The organism is Mycobacterium saskatchewanense (genome assembly GCF_010729105.1).
GTDB lineage: Bacteria > Actinomycetota > Actinomycetes > Mycobacteriales > Mycobacteriaceae > Mycobacterium > Mycobacterium saskatchewanense.
This window is the reverse complement of the sequence record NZ_AP022573.1, coordinates 1,617,989-1,639,430: the sequence shown is the minus strand read 5'-3', so window position 1 is coordinate 1,639,430 and position 21,442 is coordinate 1,617,989. Positions and strand designations below refer to the sequence as shown.

Annotated in this window: 7 protein-coding genes and 1 pseudogene; 7 read left to right on the top strand and 1 reads right to left on the bottom strand. The window is 72.4% G+C overall.

The genetic code is table 11. The features are described 5' to 3' along the window. Positions 1-6: 6 nt before the first annotated feature. Positions 7-1,641: a (2,3-dihydroxybenzoyl)adenylate synthase gene (locus G6N56_RS07590; RefSeq protein WP_085254747.1), complete on the bottom strand. Its 1,635-nt coding sequence runs from the start codon at positions 1,639-1,641 to the stop codon at positions 7-9. 101 nt (positions 1,642-1,742) lie between these two features. Here G6N56_RS07590 and G6N56_RS07585 point away from each other — a divergent pair, with 101 nt between their 5' ends. From G6N56_RS07585 to G6N56_RS07555, 7 genes and pseudogenes are all read left to right on the top strand, one after another. Beyond that, a complete protein-coding gene (locus tag G6N56_RS07585) occupies positions 1,743-5,987 on the top strand; it encodes a non-ribosomal peptide synthetase (RefSeq protein WP_085254746.1) in 4,245 nt (1,414 codons plus the stop codon). Then, positions 5,977-7,293, top strand: coding sequence for a beta-ketoacyl [acyl carrier protein] synthase domain-containing protein (locus G6N56_RS07580; RefSeq protein WP_085254745.1), 1,317 nt, complete (start codon positions 5,977-5,979; stop codon positions 7,291-7,293). Before G6N56_RS07585 ends, G6N56_RS07580 begins: the two co-directional genes overlap by 11 nt. Beyond that, a pseudogene (gene mbtD, locus G6N56_RS07575) lies at positions 7,290-10,287 on the top strand (mycobactin polyketide synthase MbtD). The gene G6N56_RS07580 and the pseudogene mbtD overlap by 4 nt, the downstream one beginning before the upstream one ends. Further along, positions 10,280-15,445, top strand: coding sequence for a non-ribosomal peptide synthetase (locus G6N56_RS07570; RefSeq protein ID WP_085254743.1), 5,166 nt, complete (start codon positions 10,280-10,282; stop codon positions 15,443-15,445). Before mbtD ends, G6N56_RS07570 begins: the two are co-directional and overlap by 8 nt. Continuing rightward, positions 15,442-19,806 (top strand): non-ribosomal peptide synthetase, encoded by a 4,365-nt coding sequence (locus tag G6N56_RS07565; RefSeq protein ID WP_197746660.1) that lies wholly within the window; start codon positions 15,442-15,444, stop codon positions 19,804-19,806. The genes G6N56_RS07570 and G6N56_RS07565 overlap by 4 nt, the downstream gene beginning before the upstream one ends. After that, positions 19,803-21,107 (top strand): NADPH-dependent L-lysine N(6)-monooxygenase MbtG, encoded by a 1,305-nt coding sequence (gene mbtG, locus G6N56_RS07560; protein WP_085254741.1) that lies wholly within the window; start codon positions 19,803-19,805, stop codon positions 21,105-21,107. The genes G6N56_RS07565 and mbtG overlap by 4 nt, the downstream gene beginning before the upstream one ends. Next, positions 21,088-21,315, top strand: a complete 228-nt coding sequence (locus G6N56_RS07555) for an MbtH family protein (RefSeq protein WP_085254740.1) — start codon at positions 21,088-21,090, stop codon at positions 21,313-21,315. The genes mbtG and G6N56_RS07555 overlap by 20 nt, the downstream gene beginning before the upstream one ends. The last annotated feature ends 127 nt before the right edge of the window (positions 21,316-21,442 follow it).

Here is a 21,442-nt window from a genome sequence, read left to right as displayed (position 1 = left end):
GGAGACTCATCTCCCGCTGACGTGCCGCGCGATGGCCTTCTTGTCCACCTTGCCGATCGGCGTGGTCGGCAGGGCCGCCATCGGGACGAGCACATCGGGGCGGGCATGCGCCGCGACGCCGCGTTCGTCGAGGTGGGCGTTGAGTTCCGCCAGGGTGATCGCCGGTCCGGCGAACACGGCCGCGGCGCAGATCTTTTCGCCTAGGTAGGGATCAGGTAACGCGACCGCGGCGGCCGCGAAGATCGCCGGGTGGCTCAGCATGTGCTCCTCGAGGTCCGCCGCGGAAATCGTTTCCCCGCCGCGGCAGATGACGTCCTTGACGCGCCCGGTGACCAGCAGGTAGCCGTCGTCGCGGAGCCGGACGAGATCGCCGCTTCGGTAGAAGCCGTCGGGGTCGAAGCAGCGTTCGTTGTCGCGCTGGGCGCGGAAGTAGCCGTTGAACGTATACGGCCCGCGCACCAACAACTCGCCCTCGCCGCCCGGCGGCGCGGGGTTGCCGTCGCCGTCGACGATGCGCAGCTCGTCGGCGGCGCACAGCGGTCGCCCTTGGGTGTGGTCGAGCAGCTCCGGCGGGTCGTCGAGGCGGGTGAAGTTCAGCAACCCCTCGGCCATGCCGAACACCTGCTGCAGCCCCGGGGTCAACGCCGCGCGCACCAGGGCCGCGTCCTCAGGTTCCAGCCGGGCCCCGCCAACCTGCAACAGCCGCAACGACTTCGGCGGCAAAGGTTCCCACTCGCAGGCGTGCGCCCACAGCTTGGCCAGCGCCGGCACCAGCGCGGTGACCGTGACACCGTGGCGCGCGATCGCTTCGAAGGCGGCCTCCGGGCTGGGGTCGGTGCCGAACACGGTGGTGGCCCCGACGGTCATCGCCCCGAGCAGGCCCGGACACGCCAGCGGGAAGTTATGCCCGGCGGGAAGCGCCACCAGGTAGACGTCGTCGGCGGTCAGTCGGCACAGCTCGGCGCTCGCCGTCGCGTTGAACACATAGTCGTCGTGCGTGCGGGGGATCAGTTTGGGGACGCCGGTGGTGCCTCCGGAGACCAACAGCAACGCGGGTGAGCCCGGATCGGCGGGCGGCGCGGCCGGTCCGGCCGGGGCCGACTCGCACACGCCGCGCCACGACGTGAACGGGCCAGGATCGCCGTCGACGAAAACATGCTGGAGGCCGGGATGGTCGGCGACCAGCCCGCGCGCCATCGCCCGGTAGTCGAACCCCCCCACGATGTCGGCGATGATCAGCCCGACGGCCTGGCTGACCGTCGCGAAGTGAGCCAGTTCGCCCGCCCGATGGCCCGGCAGGCACATCACCGGAATGGCGCCCGCGCGCAGCACGCCGAAGAGCGCCACCGCGAATCGGCTGCCGTTCGGCAGCTGCAGCAGCACGCGATCACCCGGCGCGATGCCCGCGTCGCGCAACCCGGCTGCCGCCCCATCGGCCTGCGCGTCGAATTCGGCATAGCTCAGTCCGCGCTCGGCGAGAGCGTCGACGACGGCGATCCGCTCGGGCCATCGCTGCGCCGCGTCGCTCAAGATCGTGTCCAGGGTTCGTCCCGACCAGTAGCCGGCCGCCCGGTAGGAGGCGGCGCGCTCGGCGGGAAACGGGACGAAGCCGGCCAAGCCTGGCGGCGTGCTCGAAGCCATTGGGCTCCTTCTTGAGGTGTAGCCGGGGGCGTAGTAGCGGGACGCAGGGCTCAACGATAGGGTAACGAGAAAATTAGGCAAGCCTTTGCTAAGGAGGGTTCGTGGTGCATGCCCCGGCCTGCGTGGAGGAGATCCGTGCGGAGGTGGCCGACCTGCTTGGCGTCGAGGCCGGCGCCGTGCGGCCGGACGGCAACCTGATCAGCCAAGGCCTGGACTCCATCCGGATGATGACGCTGGCCGGACGCTGGCGGCGCCAGGGCATCGCCGTCGATTTCGCGACGCTGGCCGCCGAGCCGACCATCGCGGCCTGGGCGCAGCTGGTGGCGACCTCTGCGCCCGCCACCGAAGCCGCGCCGCCCACCGCGCCGGACGGCGCGCCCTCGCACGCCGGTGAGCCCTTCCCGCTGGCCCCCATGCAGCACGCGATGTGGGTCGGCCGCCATGACGACCAGCAGCTCGGCGGCGTGGCCGGGCACCTCTACGTCGAATTTGACGGCGGGCCCATCGATCCCGACCGCCTGCGTGCGGCAGCCACCGCGCTGGCGGTCCGGCACCCGATGCTGCGGGTGCGGTTCCTGCCCGACGGCACCCAGCGGATACCCGAGCCGGACGAATGCGGCGATTTTCCGGTCGGCGTGGAAGATCTCCGCTTCGACCGGGATGTCGACCGGCGGCTGGCCGCCATCCGCAACGCCAAATCGCACCAGCAGCTCGACGGTGCGGTCTTCGAGCTCGCGGTGACGCTGTTGCCCGGCGAGCGCTCGCGCCTGCACGTCGACTTGGACATGCAGGCCGCCGACGCGATGAGCTACCGCACCCTGATGGCCGACCTGGCGGCGCTGTATGGCGGCCGGGACCTCCCGGAACTGGGCTACACCTATCGCGAGTATCGCGTGACCGTCGAGGCGGCCGAGACGCGGTCGCACCCGGCGCGCGACGCCGACCGCGACTGGTGGGCGCGGCGCATCCCGGAACTGCCCGACCCGCCGGCCCTGCCGTCGATCGGCGGGCGGAAGTCGCGGCAGAGCACCCGGCGCTGGCACTGGCTGGAGCCGACCATCCGCGACGCACTGTTCGCCCGCGCCCAGGCGCGGGGCATCACCCCGGCCATGGCGCTGGCCGCGGCGTTCGCCAACGCGCTGGCGCGCTGGTCGACCACGCCTCGATTCCTCCTGAACGTGCCGCTGTTCGGGCGCCAGGCCCTGCACCCCGACGTCGACTCGCTCGTCGGCGACTTCACCTCGTCGCTCCTGCTCGACGTCGACCTGACCGGGGCGCAAACCGCATCGGCGCGCGGACTCGCGGTGCAGGACGCGATGCGAACGGCGGCCGCCCATTCCGCCTACCCCGGGCTGTCCGTGCTGCGCGATCTCAGCCGCCATCGCGGCACCCAGGTGCTGGCGCCGGTCGTCTTCACCAGCGCGCTGGGCCTGGGGGAGCTGTTCAGCGCCGAGGTCACGGGGCAGTTCGGCACCCCCGCCTGGATCATCTCGCAGGGGCCGCAGGTGCTCCTTGACGCGCAGGTCACCGAGTTCGGCGGCGGGGTGTTGGTGAACTGGGACGTGCGCGACGGTGTCTTCCCGCCGGGCGTCATCGACGCCATGTTCGCCGCCCACGTCGACGAACTGGTCCGGCTGGCCTCCGCCGACGACGCGTGGGACGCGCCGGATATCTCATGCCTGCCGGCCGGGCAGCGGGCGGTGCGCGACGCGGACAACGACCGCGCCGCCGAGCCCAGCGGAGATGCGTTGCACGACGGGTTCTTTCGGCGGGCCGCCGCCCGGCCGGACGCGCCCGCGGTGTTCGCGTCCTCCGGCGACCTGACGTATGCGCGGCTGCGTGACCAGGCGCTGGCGGTGGCGGCGGCCCTGGGCGCGGCGGGGGTCGGCGCCGGGGACACCGTCGCGGTGATGGGTCCGAAGACCGCCGAGCAGCTGCCGGCGCTGCTGGGCATCCTCGCCGCCGGCGCGGTCTACCTGCCGATCGGAGTCGACCAGCCGAGCGACCGCGCGGAGCGGATCCTCGCGACCGGCGGCGTGCGGCTGGCGCTGGTCTGTGGCGGGCGGCGCCTGTCGGTGCCGGTGACCGAGGTGATGCTCGCCGATGTGATCCGCGACGCGCCCGCCGCGGTCGACGTCCACCTTCCGGCGGTGGACCCCGCGGGCCTCGCGTATGTCTTGTTCACCTCCGGCTCGACCGGCGAGCCCAAGGGTGTCGAGATGACGCACGACGGCGCGATGAACACCGTCGAATTTCTCAGCGGCCATTTCGATTTCGGTCCGGCCGACCGCTGCCTGGCCCTGTCGCACCTGGAATGCGACCTGTCGGTGTTGGACGTCTTCGCCACGCTGCGTTCGGGCGGTGCGATCGTGGTGGTGGACGAAGCACAGCGCCGCGATCCCGACGCCTGGGCCCGGCTCATCGACAACCACCGGGTCACCGTCCTGAATTTCCTGCCCGGCTGGCTCGAAATGCTCGTCGAGGTCGGCCACGACCGGCTGTCGTCCGTGCGGGCCGTGCTCACCGGCGGCGATTGGGTGCGGCCCGGCCTGGCCCGCCGGCTGCGGGAACAGGCGCCGGACCTTCGCTTCGCGGGACTCGGCGGTGCCACCGAAACCGCGGTGCACGCAACCCTTTTCGAGGTGACCGAGGAGCTGCCTTCGGACTGGACCGCGGTGCCCTACGGCCGGCCGTTCCCCAACATGGCCTGCCGGGTGGTCAACGACGCGGGCGCCGACTGCCCGGACTGGGTCGCGGGTGAGCTGTGGTTCTCCGGGCGGGGGATCGCCCGCGGTTACCGGGGGCGCCCCGAACTGACCGCGCAGCGGTTCGTCCACCACGAGGGCCGGACCTGGTACCGCAGCGGCGATCTGGCCCGCTACTGGCCCGACGGCACCCTTGAGTTCGTCGGCCGGGCCGATCACCGGATCAAGGTCAGCGGGTACCGGGTCGAACTCGGCGAGATCGAGTCCGCGCTGCGCCGGGTGGCCGGGGTGCGCTCGGCGGTGGCGGCCCTGTTGCCGGGCACCGACGTGCTCGCCGCCGCCGTCTGCCTCGACGACGGTTCGCTGACGACCCAGGGGATCCGCGAGGCGGTCGCCGATCTCGTTCCGGCGCACATGGTTCCGAAACACGTCTGTGTCGTCGAGCGCATCCCGTTCATCGGCGGCAAAATCGACCGGCGCGCCGTCACCGCCCACCTCGCGGCGGCGATCACCGATCAACCGGGTGGCACGTCGGCCTCGTACGAGGCGCCCCGGTCGCGGCTGGAGCGGGCGCTCTGCCATATCGTCGCGGGTCTCCTCGACCGGGACGCGGAGACCGTCGGCATCCACGACGACTTCTTCTCCCTCGGTGGCGATTCCGTGCGCGCTACGCAGGCCGTCGCGAGCATCCGGCAGTGGCTCGATTCGCCGAGCCTGATGGTGGCCGACGTCTTCGCCGCCCGGACCCCCGCCACCCTTGCCCGGCTGCTCGTCGGCCGGGAACCCGACGGCGAACGCCTCGAGCTGGTCGCCGAGGTCTACCTGGAGATCGTGGACATGTCGAGCGTCGACGTGCTGACCGAGCTCGACTCGGACGCCGGCCAACCAGCGGCAACCGAACCCGACAAGCGGGAGTTCCAACCCTGGATCAAGCGATTCACCGGCGGCGCGACACGCGGCTCGGTGGTGGTGTTCCCGCATGCCGGTGGCGCCGCTGCGGCCTACCGACCGCTGGCCAAAGCGCTGTCGGCCAACGACGTAGACGCCTATGTGGTGCAGTACCCGCAGCGCGCCGACCGGCGAAGCCACCCCGCGGCGGACAGCATCGAGGCGCTCGCGCACGAGCTGTTCGAGGCGGGCGACTGGGCTTCGGTGGCCCCGCTGAGCCTGTTCGGCCATTGCATGGGGGCGGTGGTCGCCTTCGAATTCGCCCGCGTCGCCGAACGCAACGGGGTGCCGGTGCGCGTCCTGTGGGCATCCGCCGGGCAATCCCCGTCGACCGCATCCGGGTACGGGCCGCTGCCGACCAGTGCCGACGGCGTGCTGGCCGACATGGTCGACCTCGGCGGCACCGATCCCGCGCTGCTCGACGACGAGGAATTCGTCGACCTGCTGGTGCGTGCGGTCCAGGCCGACTACCGCGCCCTGAACACGTATTCCTGTCGACCCGACGTCCGGATCGGTGCCGACATCCACGCGATCGGTGGCCATCACGACCATCGGATCAGCCGAGAGGTGTTGGCCAGCTGGGAGACTCACACCTCCGGCCGATTCACGGTGTCCGAATTCGAGGGCGGCCACTTTTACCTCAACGATCACCTCGACGCGGTGGCCCGGATGGTGAGCGCCCATGTCCGATAACGACCCCGTCGTCATCGTGGGCCTGGCGCTCGAGGCGCCGGGCGGGGTCGAAACCCCGGAGGACTACTGGGCGTTGCTGTCCGAACAGCGGGAGGCGCTCAGCCCGTTCCCCGCCGACCGCGGCTGGGCGCTGCGCGAGCTCTTCGACGGATCGCGGCGGGACGGCTTCAAACCGATCTGTGATCTCGGCGGATTCCTCTCCAGCGCAACGACATTCGATCCCGACTTCTTCGGCATCTCCCGCCGCGAAGCGGCCGCCATGGACCCCCAGCAGCGGGTCGCGCTGCGGGTGGCGTGGCGCAGCCTGGAAAACGGCGGCATGAACCCCGACGACCTCGCCGGGCACGACGTGGGTTGTTACGTCGGTGCCTCCGGACTCGAATACGGCCCGGGCCTGTCCGAGTTCTCCCACCACAGTGGCCATCTGATCACCGGGACGTCGCTGGCGGTCATCTCCGGGCGCATCGCCTACACGCTGGACCTGGCGGGGCCGGCGGTGACGGTCGACACCGCCTGCTCGTCGGCGATATCGGCGATCCACAGTGCCGTGCAGTCGATCCGCTCCGGCGACTGCGATCTCGCGCTTGCGGGCGCCGTCTGCGTGATGGGCACGCCGGGGTATTTCGTCGAATTCTCCAAGAAGCACGCCCTGTCCGACGACGGCCACTGCCGGCCCTACAGCGCGCATGCCAGCGGAACGGTCTGGGCCGAGGGCGCGGCCATGTTCGTGCTGCAGCGCCGGTCGAGGGCGCTGGCCGACGGGCGGCGCATCCTCGCCCAGGTGCGTGCCAGTGGCCTGAACTCCGACGGACGCAGCAACGGCCTGATGGCTCCCAGCGGTGAGGCGCAGCTGCGGCTGTTTCGGCGCGCGCTGGTGCAGGCGGGGGTCGAGCCCGCCGGGGTCGGGATGGTCGAGGGGCACGCGACCGGAACCCGCCTCGGCGACAGGGCCGAATTGCTCTCGCTCGCGGCCAGTTACGGCACCGCGCCGGCCGGACGGGGCCCGCTCCTCGGATCGGTCAAGTCCAACATCGGGCATGCGCAGGCCGCGGCGGGCGCACTGGGCCTGGCCAAGGTCATCGTGTCGGCCGAACACGCCGCGATACCCCCGACCCTGCACGTCGACGAGCCCAGCCGCGAAATCGACTGGGAGAGCCAGGGCTTGCGGCTGGCGGACAAGCTGACGCCATGGCCGGCCGTCGATGGCTGGCGCACCGCGGCGGTGTCCGCGTTCGGGATGAGCGGCACCAACACCCACCTGATCGTCTCGATGCCCGACGACGCGCCCGGGGGCAAGGTCGCGTGACAGTCCTCAAACGGCTGCCCGACGGGCGAATCCCGGTGCTGCTCAGCGCACACGGCGATGACCTGGTCGCCGCGGACGCGCGGGCGATCGCCGACTACCTCGACCGCCACCCCGAGGCGACTGTGGCCGACGTGGCCGGGCAGCTGCGCTCCACCCGGCGCGTCCGCAAGCACCGCGCGGTGTTACGGGCCGGGGACCGCCGCGAGCTCGCCGACGGGCTGCGCGCGCTGTCCGCAGGGCGCGAGCATCCGCTCGTCTCCAGATCGGCCCTCGGCGCCGCCCCGCGCCAGGCGTTCGTGTTCCCGGGCCAGGGCCGGCACTGGCCGGGCATGGGCGCCGCCGCCTACCAGACGCTTGCGGACTATCGCGCCGCGGTCGACCGCTGTGCCGAGGCGTTCGCGGCCGCCGGCGCCGGATCGGCGCTGCGCTATCTGACGGCCGCCGACGAAACAGAAGCCTTCTCGGAGATCGAGGTCCAGACGGCGCAATTCGTGCACGCCGTCGGCCTGGCGGAGGTGTGGCGCGGCTGCGGTGTGCGCCCCGACCTCACCGTCGGCCAGAGCCTCGGCGAGGTCGCCGCGGCGTACGTCGCCGGCAGCATCACGCTGCCGGACGCCGTCGCCGTCGTCGCCGCCCGCGCGAGCGTGGTCGGCCGCCTCCCCGGGCGCTACGCGATGGCGACCCTGGGCGTCGACGCCGGGGCGGCCGAGGCCCTCATCGCGGCGACCGACGGCTGGGCGGAGTTGTCGGTCGTGTACTCCGGATCGAGCGTCGCGGTGTCTGGCGATCGCGACGCGGTGGCCGCACTCGTCGACGCGGTGCACGCCGGCGGTCGGTTCGCCCGCGAGATCACCGCGGGCTTCCCGGGACACACCAGCCTGCTCGATGGGCTCCGCGACGAATTCCTCGCCCTGCTGCCCGCCGCCGAATTCGCCGACACACCCGTGCAATTCATCGGTGGCGCAAACGGCGACGTCGTCACGCCCGGCACCCCGTTCGGCGACTACTGGTTTGCGAACCTCCGCAACACGGTCCGGCTGGACCGGGCGTTCTCCTCGGCGATCCGCTGCGGCGCGCGGTCGTTCGTCGAGGTGTCGCCGCATCCCGCGCTGCTGGTGTCGATCGGCCAGGTCTTCGAGGACCGTCAGGCCGAGGACGCGGCGGTACTGGTCGGCTCGGCGCGCCGCGGCGAGCCGCTGGCCGACGCGCTGTCGGCGAACATCGCCACCGTGGCGGTGGCCGATCCGGGCCACGCCTGGGGCGACTACCTTGATGGCGACGGCGCTTTCCTGCACGGTTTTCCGAACGCGCCGATGCGGGCCATCCCGCTGTGGGCGCACCCCGAGCCGCTGCCTCCCCTGCCCGGCGCCGGCCTCGCGCTCAAGGCCACCGTCGAGCGCTGGGAACCGGCGCCGCGGAACTTGGCGTACGCCGGGCCGCGCGTGCGCGTCGCCGTGATCGATCTGGGCCGTGACGGCGCGCTCGGCGGGGCGCTGCGCGCGGCGATCGGGTCGCACCCGTTGGCCGAGCTCGGCGGGCCGCGGGAGTCCGACGTCGTCGTGGCGGTTGCGCCCGCGCTCGACGTGCCCGACGCCGGCCGGGCCGCCGATACCGTGACCGACCTGATCGGGACCGGCCTGCTCGGCTACGCGGACGCGCTCGGGCCGCGGTGCCGCGCCGTCTGTCTGGTCACCGTGGCCGCCGAGCGCGTCGGCGGCCAAGGCGCCCCCCCGTCGGCCGTGCAGGCGGCGCTGGCCGCTATGCACCGCAGCGTCGGGTACGAGCATCCCGAGCACGCCTTCACACAGATGGATCTGCCGTCATGGGAGCTGACACCGGCGGCCGCCGAGGTCGTCGTGGAGGCGTTGCTGTCCGGTCGCGGTGACGCCGCGCTGCGCGACTTTGCCGACGGCTGCGCGTTGTTCGAGCGCACGTTCCGCGACGTGCCCGCCCTGCCGCGGCCGTTGGATCCCGGCGCGCTGGAGGATGTCGTCATCACCGGCGGGTCGGGCACTGTCGGCACCCACTACGCCCGCCACCTCGCCGACCGCGGCGCCGGGCGCATCGTCCTGCTGAGCCGCCGCCCGGCGGACCCCGAAGTGCTGCGGGGCCTGACGGGCCGATACGGCACGCGGGTCGTGGCGGCGCCGTGCGACATCACCGACGCCGCCGAACTGTCCAGCGTCGCGGCGCAATACGGCGGTGGCGGTGCTTCGCTGATCGTGCATGCCGCCGGCGCCGCCGCGTTCGGTGCCCCCGCCGGATTGTCGGCGGCCGCCGTCGCGGACACCTTCGCCGCCAAGGTCAAGGGGCTGGAGCAGCTGGCCGAACTGTGGCCTCTGCGGGGCGACGCGCGAATGCTGTTGTGTTCCTCTGTCTCCGGGGTGTGGGGCGGGCGCGGACACGCCGCGTATTCGGCCGCCAACCGCCTGCTCGACGTGCTGGCCGCCCAGATCCGGTCCCGGGGCAGGCATTGCGCGGCGGTGCGCTGGGGGCTGTGGCAGGGCCAGGCGACCCTGGGCCGGGGCATCGCCGACGCGGCCGGCGTCGCGGACGTCGAACGGTCCGGACTGCGCCCGATGGAGCCGGGCAAGGCGATCGAGGCGAGCCTGCGCGAGTGGGGCGACGACCCGCTGGTGTTCGCCGCCGACGCGGGCCGGTTGCGAATCTTCCTGGACGGCAGGCGGTCTGAGACTCTCACCGAGCGGCCGACGCCCGAGCTACGGGTTCCGATCATCGATGCGGTGCGCCGCGAGTTGGCAGACGTGCTCGGCACCGGGCGGCCCGGCGAGATCGACCTGACCGAATCGCTCTTCGACCTGGGCATCGACTCGCTGATGGCGCTCGACCTACGAAAGCGTCTCCAGCGCACGACCGGCCGGACGGTGACCCTGGCGACGCTGATGGGCGAGATCACCGGCGAGGGACTCGTCGACCAACTCGAGGGCGCGAACGAGCGCCCGAGCACAGAAGGTGGATATTGCGCGTGACTGAGATCGCCGACACCGGCGCCCGGCTGGAGCTCCTCCGGCGCAGGCTCGCGGAACGCGGCCTGTCCTCGGGTACCGAGGACCGGGGCTCCCGGCCCGACGACCAGCTGTCCGACGGCCAGGCGCGGATGTGGTTCGTGCAGATGGCCGACCCCAGCGGCGCGTTGCTCAATGTCTGCGTCTCCTACCGGATTACCGGCCACGTCGACCTCGCCCGGCTGCACCACGCCGTCGACGAGGTCGCCAGGCGCCACCGGATACTGCGCACCACGTACACGGTCAGCGACGAGGGCGACCCCCGCCCGACGGTGCACGATGCTCTGCGGCCCGGATGGGCGCAGCACGATCTGAGCGACCTGCCGGACCATGCGCGCCGACTCCGGCTCGAAGTGCTGGCCCAGCGGGAATTCGCCACGCCCTTCGACCTTTCCGCAGACGCGCCGCTGCGGATCACCGTCGCCCGCACGGCACCCGACGAACACGTCCTGCTGCTGGTCGCCCACCACATCGCCTGGGACGACGGCTCCTGGCGGGTGTTCTTCGCCGACCTGACTACGGCTTACACCGGTGCCGGTCTGGGACCGGAGCGCCATGCGTCAGCGCCCGCCGGCCCCGACACCACCGAGGCCGACCTCGACTACTGGCGGGCCGTGATGGCCGACCCGCCCGAGCCGCTGGAACTGCCCGGGCCCGCCGGGACGAACATGCCGGGCAACTGGCGCGCCGCCCGCAGCACGCTGCGGCTCCCGGCCGACGTCGCCCAGCGGGTGATTTCGATGGCGCGCGACACCGGCTGCACCCCCTACATGGTGCTGTTGGCCGCGTTCGGCGCCCTGATGCACCGCTACAGCCACAGCGACGACTTCCTGGTGGCCGCGCCCGTGCTCAACCGCGGTGCCGGAACCGACGACAGCATCGGGTATTTCGGCAACACGGTGGCGCTGCGGCTGCGGCCACGCCCGGCGATGACCTTCCGCCAGTTCCTGACCGCGACGCGCGACGTCGCCACCGGCGCGTTCGCGCACCAGCGGGTCAGCCTGGATCGCGCGGTGCGCGAGCTGAACCCGGACCGCCGCCACGGGGCCGAACGGATGACCCGGGTCAGCTTCGGCTTCCGCGAGCCCGACGGTGGCGGGTTCCGGCCGCCCGGGGTCGAGTGCGAGCGTTACGACCTGCGCAGCAACCTCACCCAGCTCCCGCTGGGCTTCATGGTCGAATTCGACGGCGCCGGTGCGCTGGTCGAGGCCGAGCACCTGCTGGACATCCTCGAGCCGGCCCTGGTGCGCCAGCTGCTCGACCACTTCGCCGTGCTGCTCGACGACGCCCTCGCCGCGCCGGACAAGCCGCTGGCCCGGCTAAACCTGATGGGCGAGGCCGACGCGGCGTGGCTGCGCCAGGTGTCGCGCGGCGAATCCTTCGACGCCGCACCCAACACGCTGGCCGAGCTGGTGTCCGCTCAGGCCGCGCGCACCCCCGACGCCGTCGCCGTCAGCTACGAGGGCAGGCGGTTCACCTACCGCGACATCAACGAGGCCGCAAATCGCTTGGCGCACTGGCTGATCGAGCGGGGGATCGGCGCCGAGGACCGGGTCGCCGTGCTGCTGGACAAGTCGCCGGACCTGGTCATCACCGCGCTGGGGGTCGCCAAGGCCGGCGCGGTGTATGTGCCCGTCGACCCCACGTACCCGCCCGATCGCCTGACGTTCATCCTCGGCGACTGCGACGCGAAGCTGGTGCTGCGCGAGCCGGTCGGTGGCCTGGCCAGCCAGCGTGCCGACGACCCCACGGACGCCAACCGCGTCCGGCCGCTGAGGCCGGACAACACCGCCTACGTGATCTACACGTCGGGGACCACCGGGTTGCCGAAAGGCGTTGCGGTGTCGCACCGCCCGGTCGCGGAGTACTTCGCCTGGTTCCGGGGTGAATACGGCGTCGACGACACCGACCGACTGCTGCAGGTGGCCTCGCCGAGCTTCGACGTGTCGATCGCCGAGATCTTCGGCACGCTGGCCTGCGGCGCGCGGATGGTGATCCCGCGCCCGGGCGGCCTCAACGACATCGGCTACCTCACCGCCCTGCTGCGCGACGAGGGCATCACGGCGATGCATTTCGTGCCGTCCCTGCTGGGCCTGTTCCTGTCGCTGCCCGGGGTCAACGAGTGGCGCACGCTGCAGCGGGTACCCATCGGGGGCGAGCCGCTGCCCGGCGAGGTGGCCGACAAGTTCCACGCCACCTTTGACGCGCTGCTGCACAACTTCTACGGACCCACCGAGACCGTCATCAACGCCAGCCGGTACAAGGTCGAGGGCCCGCAGGGCACCCGCATCGTGCCCATCGGCCGGCCCAAGATCAACACCACCATGTACCTGCTCGACGACGCGCTGCAACCGGTACCGGTCGGCGTCATCGGCGAAATCTACCTCGGCGGAACGCATCTGGCGCACGGTTACCATCGCCGCCCCCGGCTGACCGCCGAACGCTTCGTCGCCGACCCCTTCAGCCCGGGCGCCCGCATGTACCGCACCGGGGACCTCGCTCGCCGCAATGCGGACGGCGACGTCGAATTCGTCGGGCGCGCCGACGAACAGGTCAAGATCCGCGGGTTCCGCATCGAATTGGGTGACGTCGCCGCGGCGATCTCGGTCGACCCCAGCGTCGGGCAGGCCGTTGTGGTGGTGAGCGACCTGCCCCGCCTGGGCAAGAGCCTGGTCGGCTACGTGACGCCCGCGGTGGGCGACGACGGCAGGGCCGACGTGTCGGCCGTCGACCTCGACCGGATCAGGGCCCGGGTGGCCGCGGCGCTGCCCGAATACATGGTGCCGGCAGCGTACGTCGTGCTCGACGAGATCCCCATCACCGCGCACGGCAAGATCGACCGGGCCGCGCTGCCCGAACCCGAGGTCACCGCCGGCGCCGAGTTCCGCGAACCGGGGACGGCGACCGAACGGCGGGTCGCCGAACTGTTCGCCGAGCTGCTCGGCCGGGACCGGGTGGGCGCCGACGACTCGTTCTTCGACCTCGGCGGCCACTCGCTGGTGGCGACGAAGTTCGTTGCGGGGGTGCGCAATGCGTTCGGGGTCGACCTCGGAGTGCGGGAGATCTTCGAGCTCGCGACGGTGGCGCGGATCGCCGGGCACATCGACACGCTCGACGCCGGGGCGGCCCGGCCGCGGTTGGTGCCGACCGCGCGGGACGGTGCCGCGCCGCTGTCGTCGTCGCAGCTGCGGACCTGGTTCACCTATCGGTTCGACGGCGCCAACGCCGTCAACAACATTCCGTTCGCGGCCGCCCTGCGCGGCCCCTGCGACGCCGACGCGCTGGCGGCGGCCATCACCGACGTCGTGGCGCGGCACGAGATCCTGCGCACCACCTACCGCGAGATCGACGGGGTGCCGCACCAGATCGTGCACTCACCCGCCGAGGTGCCGGTGCGCCGCGCCGACGGGCCCGACGAAGACTGGCTGCGGGCGCGGCTCGACGACGAGCGGCGCCACGTCTTCGACCTCGAAACGGACTGGCCGATCCGTGCGGCGCTGCTGCGGGTACCGGGTCAGAGCGTGCTGTCCCTGGTGGTGCACCACATCGCCGGCGACCAGTGGTCCGCGGGAGTGCTCTTCACCGATCTGCTGACCGCCTACCGGGCCCGGACCCGGGGCCAGCGTCCGGCCTGGGAGCCGCTGCCGGTGCAGTACGCGGATTACGGGGCCTGGCAGGCGGCGCTGCTGGACGAGGCGGCGGATGTCGCCGGCCGCCAACGTGATTACTGGGTGCGCCAGCTGGCGGGGTTGACCCCCGAGGACGGCCTGCGCCCGGACTTCGAGCGCCCGGCGTTGCTCAGCGGCGCGGGCGACGCCGTCGAGTTCGAGTTCGGGCCGGCGACCCGCCGGAAGCTGACCGCCCTGGCCCGCGACCTCGGCGTCACGGAGTTCATGCTCCTGCAGGCCGCCGTCGCCGTCGTGCTGCACAAGGCGGGGGGCAGCACGGACGTCCCCATCGGTACCCCGGTGGCCGGCCGTGGCGAGGCCGACTTGGACCGGCTGATCGGGTTCTTCGTCAACATCGTGGTGCTGCGCAACGACCTGCGCGGCGACCCGACGCTGCGCGAGGTGCTGCGGCGGACCAGGGAGATGGCGCTGGCGGCCTACGCCCACCAGGACCTGCCGTTCGACCGGGTGGTGGACGCCGTCCGGCCGGGGCGGTCGCTGTCGCGCAACCCGCTGTTCGACGTGGTGGTGCACGTGCGCGAGCAGCTGCCGCAGGCCCAGGTGATCGACAGCGGGCCCGACGGTGACACCACGTTCAGTGCGCTGGAGCCGACGTTCGACGTCGCGCACGCCGACATGTCCGTCAACTTCTTCGCGTCCGAAAACGGCTACCGCGGCCACGTCATCTACCGCCCCGAACTGTACAAACGCGGGAGCGTCGAACGGTTCGCCGGGTGGCTGGGGCGCGTCCTCGACGCGTTCGCTGACCACCCCGATCAGCGGCTGCGCGACGTCGAGATCGGCGGCGCCGAGGAGAGGCGGCGCATCCTCGACCGCTCGGGCGCGGCGCTGGTGTACCTGCTGGACGCCGCGCTGAAGCCCGTCCCGGTCGGTGTGGTGGGCGACGTGTACTACGGCGGTGGCGCGGCCGCGAGCGCCCGGCTGCCGGAGGCGGCGTCGACCGCCACCCGCTTCGTCGCCGATCCGTTTGCGGCGCAACCGGGTTCGAGACTCTACCGCACCGGTGAGCGCGGGGTGTGGGACGACGCCGGCCTGCTGGTGTTGCTGCCCGGGGCCACGGCCTCGCGGCAGCCGGCGCCCACACCGGCCCCCGGGCCCGCCGAGCCGCCCGGCACCGCCACCGAGCGCACCCTGGCCGCCATCCTCGCCGCCGTGCTCGACGCCGGGGAGGTCGGGCGCTCCGACGAGTTCTTCAGCCTTGGCGGAGATAGCATCTGCGCCGTACGGGTGGCCGCACAGGCGCGCGACGCCGGCCTGCCGCTGACCCCGCGGATGGTGTTCGAGCATCCCGTGCTCCATGAGCTCGCCGCCGCCCTCGACGCCAAGTCGGAAAGCGAAACCGATTCGGCAGACACGCACCACGCGCCGATGAGCGCGTCGGGGCTGTCCGCCGACGAACTGGCGGAGCTGACCTCGTCGTGGGGTCACCAGCCGTGACGCGGGCCGACGAGCGACCGGCCATTGAGGACGTGCTGGCACTCAGCCCCCTCCAGCAGGGGCTGTTCTCGATGGCGGCGCTCAGCGACACCGAATCCGGCGACGCCGACCCCTACGTCATCGCGATGGCGGCCGATGTTGCCGGGCCGCTCGACGTCGCCCTCCTGCGCGGGTGCGCCGCGGCGATGCTGACCCGGCACCCGAACCTGCGGGCGAGCTTCGTGCACGGCAACCTCAGCCGGCCCGTACAGGTGATCCCCGCCAGCGTGCAGGTGCCCTGGCGCTGCGTGCGCGCCGAACCCGGCGACGTCGGGGCGCTGGAAGCCGAAGAGCGCAATCGACGTTTCGATCTGGGCCGCGGCCCGCTGATCCGGTTCCTGCTCATCGAACTGCCCGGGCAGCGGTGGCGGCTATCGGTCGTCGCGCATCACATCGTCATCGACGGTTGGTCGCTGCCCCTGTTCGTCTCCGAGCTGCTCACGCTGTACCGGGCCGCTGGTGACCCCGCCGCCCTGCCGCCCGCGCCCCGGCCCTACCGCGACTACATCGGCTGGCTGGCCGCCCGCGACCAGTCGGCCAGCCGGGCGCTGTGGGCCGAACACCTCGACGGCCTGGACGGCCCGACGCTGCTGTCGCCGGCGCTCACCGCCGCCCCGCCCGGGGCGGGCATCCCGCGGCGCACCACGCTGGATCTCGACACCGGCGCCACCGCCGCGCTGGCCGAGGCCGCCCGGGACCGCGGCGTAACGCTCAACACGCTGGCTCAGATGGCCTGGGCTATAACCCTTTCGGCGCTCACCGGTCGCGACGACGTGACCTTCGGCGTGACGGTGTCCGGCAGGCCCGGCGAACTGTCCGGCGTGGAGACAATGGTCGGCCTGTTCATCAACACCGTCCCGTTACGGGTGCGGCTCGACCCCCGGCACCCCGTCGGTTCGCAATGCCTTGCCCTGCAACGGGAATCGGCCACGCTGCGCGACCACAGCTATCTGGGGCACGCCGAACTGCGTTCGATCGCCGGCGTCGGCGAGCTGTTCGACACCCTGCTGGTGTACGAGAACTTCCCACCGGGCGAGGTGGTGGGCGCCACCGAGCTCGCCGCCAACGGCGCGATCTTCCGCCCGATGGCCCTGGACAGCGTGTCGCATTTCCCGGTGACCATCGCCGCGCACCTGACGGCGGGGCGGCTGACCGTCCTGGTAGAGGTGCTCGACGGCGCGCTGGGCGCCATGAAGCCGGCGGAACTCGGCGGCCGCCTGCTGGCGGTGTTGCAGCGGTTGGTGGCGTCGTGGGACCGGCCGCTGCGTGAGGTCGACGTCCTGCTCGAGGCCGAGCGCGCCTCCGCCGTGGCCGGGCCGGCCCACCCCCGCGCGGCGGGCGGCGCGGTGCACCTCCGATTCTCCGAAGTCGCCGCCGCTCAACCGGATTCGGTCGCTCTGCGGTGGGCCGACGGCCGGCTGACCTACCGGGAGCTCGATGCGCGGGCCGACCGGCTGGCCGCCACGCTCAGCCGGGCAGGCGTGGCCGACGAAGCCCCCGTGGCGATCGTGCTGCCCCGGGGCCCGAGTTACGTCGTCGCCATGCTGGCGATCCTGAAGGCCGGCGGCATGATCGTGCCGCTGGACCCGTCGATGCCGGCCGAGCGGCTGAGCGAAATCCTGCGGCAGACGTCTGCCTCGGTGGTCGTCGACGAGGAGGCGATGGCGGCGGCCGAAACCCAAGGGCCGCCTGATGATTACCTCGCGGCCATCGTGGCCCCCGACGGGGCCGCCTACGCGGTGTTCACCTCGGGAACCACCGGCGCACCCAAGGGCGTCGTCGGCACCCACGGCGCCCTCCTGGCCTACGCCGACGACCACATCGACCGCGTGCTGCGGCCGGCGGCGGCCCGAATTGGGCGCCCGCTGTGCGTCGCGCACGCGTGGTCCTTCACCTTCGACGCGGCGTGGCAACCGCTGGCGGCCCTGCTCGGCGGCCACTCGCTGTACATCGTCGACGACGCCCGCCAGCGCGACGCCGAGGCGCTGGTCGACGTGATCGACCGGTGGGGCCTTGACATGATCGACACCACGCCGTCGATGTTCGCCCAGCTGTACAGCGCGGGACTGCTCCGACGGGTGCCACTGGCGGTCCTCGCGCTCGGGGGGGAGGCCCTGGGCACCGCGGCGTGGAACGGGATCCGCGCGGAATGCGCGCGCACGGACATGACGGCCTTCAACTGCTACGGGCCGACCGAAACTACCGTCGAGGCCGTCGTCGCCGCCATCGACGAGCACCCGCGACCCACCATCGGGCGCCCGACCCGCACCACCCGGGCGTACATCCTGGACTCCTGGCTGCGGCCGGTGCCGGACGGCGCCGCGGGTGAGCTCTACCTCGCGGGCGACCAGTTGACCCGGGGCTACCTCGGGCGCGCGGCCGAGACGGCCACCCGCTTCGTTGCCGACCCGCACGGCCGGGGCGGCCGCATGTACCGCACCGGAGACGTGGTGCGCCGCCTGCCCGACGGCGGGCTGGAGTTCCTCGGCCGCAGCGACAACCAGGTGAAGATCCGCGGTTTCCGCGTCGAGCCGGGAGAGATCGCCGCGGTCCTGAGCGCCCACCCGGGGGTACACGGAGCCCACGTGACGACCCGGCCCCATGCGAGCGGTCCCCGGCTCGTCGCCTACGTCGCGGGCGGGACGAACCCGCCGGCGCCGGCCGAACTGCGCTCGATGCTGACCGACCGCCTGCCCCGCCACCTGGTTCCCCACCACATCGTCGTCCTGAGCCAGTTGCCCCTGACCCCACACGGCAAGGTCGACGAAAAGGTTCTGGCGGCAATCGATCTGGCCGAGGGTTCCGCGACGCCGCCGGAGACGCCCACCGAGACGGCGCTGGCCGAGGCGTTCGCCGACGTCCTGGGGGCGGACACCGGCGACGTCGACATCACGGCCGGCTTCCTGCAGCTCGGTCTGGACAGCATCGTGGCCCTGTCGGTCGTGCAGGCCGCACGCCGGCGCGGCATCGCGCTGCGGGCCAGGCTGATGGTGGAATGCGAAACGATCCGGGAGCTCGCCGCGGCCGTCGACTCGGCCGCGGCGCAGCCGCTGACCACGGGCGACGCCGAGACCGGCGAGCCGATCCCGGTGCTGCCCAACGTCCATTGGCTCTACGAGCACGGGGACCCGCGCCGCCTCGCGCAGACCGAAGTCATCACGCTGCCCGAGGCCATCACCCGCCAGGGCCTGGACGCGCTGCTGTCCGCCGTCGTCGACGGGCACGAGGTGCTACGGTGCCGGCTGGACCGCGGCGCGATGGCGCTTGTCCCGCAACCGAAGTCGGGCCTCCTCACCGAGGCGTGGGCCGAAGGCGACCTGATCGACGAGGTCGCGAAGGAGGTGCTGAACGCGACCGAGGGCCTCGACCCGGAGGCCGGTCGGCTCGTGTCGGCGGTGTGGCTGCGCGCGCCCGGCGTGCTGGTGCTGACGGCCCACGTGATGGCGATGGATCCGGCCTCATGGCGCATCGTGCTGAGCGAGCTCGACGCCGGTCTGCACGCTCTCGCCGCGGGGCGGGAACCCGCACCCGCGCGTGAGCACACCAGCTACCGGCGGTGGTCGGGGCTGCTGGCCGAACGGGCCCGGACCCTGGACACCGAGGGCTTCTGGGCCGCCGAAATCGCAGGCCCCGACCCGCGACTGGGCGCCCGCCGGCTGCGGCCGGAGACCGACCGGGTCGGCGATCTGACGATCAGCGTCGCGGCCTGTGGCGCCGACCTGACCGCCCGCTTGCTGGCCAAAGCGTCGGCGGCGCAACCGATCGACGAGCTGCTGGTCACCGCGGCGGCGCGCACGGTGACCGCGTGGCGGCGCCGGCGCGGCCAGGCCACACCGGCGCCCCTGCTGGCGCTCGAGACGCACGGCCGCGCGGAGGTCGACATCGACGGGGCCGCCGATACCAGCGACACCGTCGGCCTGCTCACCGCGATCTTCCCCCTGCGCATCCACTCCGACGGCCCCACCGACCTGGCCCGCATCCCGGGCAGCCGCGTCGACTACGGCCTGCTGCGGTACCTGCGGCCCCACGGCGCGCTCCGCCACCACCCCGAGCCGCAGCTGTTGCTCAACTACCTCGGCAGCCTCCACGTCGGTGTCGGCGACCTGAACCTCGATCGCGAACTACTGTCGGGCGTGCGGTGGGCGCCGGAACCACACCAGGCGGTGCGCCACGAGCTGACCGTGGTGGCGGGCATCCTCGGGACGGGCGATGCGCGCGTGCTGGCCACCCAGTGGCGGACGCTGCCCGACATTCTCAGCGACACAGATATTGCTGCGCTGCAACAGATTTGGACTGAAGAGCTGGAGGAGTTGGCGCGATGAGCACACTGGCGATCCTGGGCGCGGGGGCGAAGGCGGTGGCCGTGGCCGCCAAGGCATCGGTGTTGCGCGACATGGGCGTCGAGGTGCCCGAGGTGGTCGCGGTCGAGCGCGCCGGCGTGGGGGCCAACTGGCGGGCCAGCGGCGGCTGGACCGACGGGGCGCACCGGCTGGGCACCAGCCCCGAAAAGGACGTCGGCTTCCCCTACCGCTCGGCGCTGGTTCCCCGCCGCAACGCCGAACTCGACGAACGGATGACCCGCTACAGCTGGCAGTCCTACCTGATCGCGACGGGGTCGTTCGCCGAGTGGGTCGACCGCGGCAGGCCGGCCCCGACCCATCGCCGATGGAGCCAGTACCTGGCCTGGGTGGCCGACCACGTCGGCCTCAACGTGGTGCACGGAGAGGTGGAGGGTCTGGCCGTGACCGGTGATCGGTGGGCGCTGCACACGCGGGAAGCCACCGTGGACGCCGACGCGCTGATGATCACCGGGCCGGGCCAGGCAGAGAAGTCGCTGCTGCCCGGCAATCCGCGGGTGTTGTCGATCGCGCAGTTCTGGGATCGCGCCGCGGGCCACGACCGCATCACCGCCGAGCGGGTGGCGGTCATCGGTGGCGGGGAGACGGCCGCCTCGATGCTCAACGAGCTTTTCCGGCACCGTGTTTCGACCATCACGGTCATCTCCCCGCAGGTGACGCTGTTCACCAGGGGGGAGGGCTTCTTCGAGAACTCGCTGTTCTCGGACCCGACCGATTGGGGGGCCCTGACGCTGGACGAACGCCGCGACGCGCTGGCCCGCACCGACCGCGGCGTGTTCTCGGCGAGCGTGCAGGAGGCGCTGCTGGCCGACGACCGCATCCATCACCTGCGCGGCCGGGTCGCGCACGCGGTGGCGCGGCAGGGACAGATCCGGTTGACACTGTCGACCAATCGGGGCAGCGAGCACCTCGAGACCGTGCACGGCTTCGACCTCGTCATCGACGGGTCGGGCGCCGACCCGCTCTGGTTCACCTCACTGTTCCGTCAGGACGCCCTCGACCTGCTCGAGCTGGCGCTGGGTCGGCCCCTGAATGCGGATAGCCTGCAGGAAGCGATCGGCCACGACCTGTCCGTCGTCGACCTGACGCCGAAGTTGTTCCTGCCCAACCTGTCCGGGCTCACCCAGGGGCCCGGATTCCCCAACCTCAGCTGCCTCGGACTACTGTCCGACCGGGTGCTGGGGTCTACCCTGAACGCCGCGGGCCCGGGCGACGCGTCCAGGCACCACACGACAAGGAGACGCGATGAGCACCAACCCCTTTGACGACGACAACGGCGCCTTCCTGGTGCTGGTGAACGACGAGGAGCAGCACAGCCTGTGGCCCGCGGCCGCGAGCGTGCCGGCCGGCTGGCGGGTAGCTTTCGGCGAGGCCGACCGCGCCGCGTGTCTCGACTACGTCGAACGCCACTGGACCGACCTGCGTCCGAAGAGCCTGCGCGAGGCCATGGCCGGCGACCTGGCCCACGAGTGACCGTCCGAGCGTGCCCGTACCGTGACCCGCCCGAGACCCGGGACCGCGGTGGGGCAGGCAGAATTGCGGCTGTTGGGTGATCGCGCCGTCCCGCGAGGACGCACGTCAGCCCATGCAAACCAAGGGG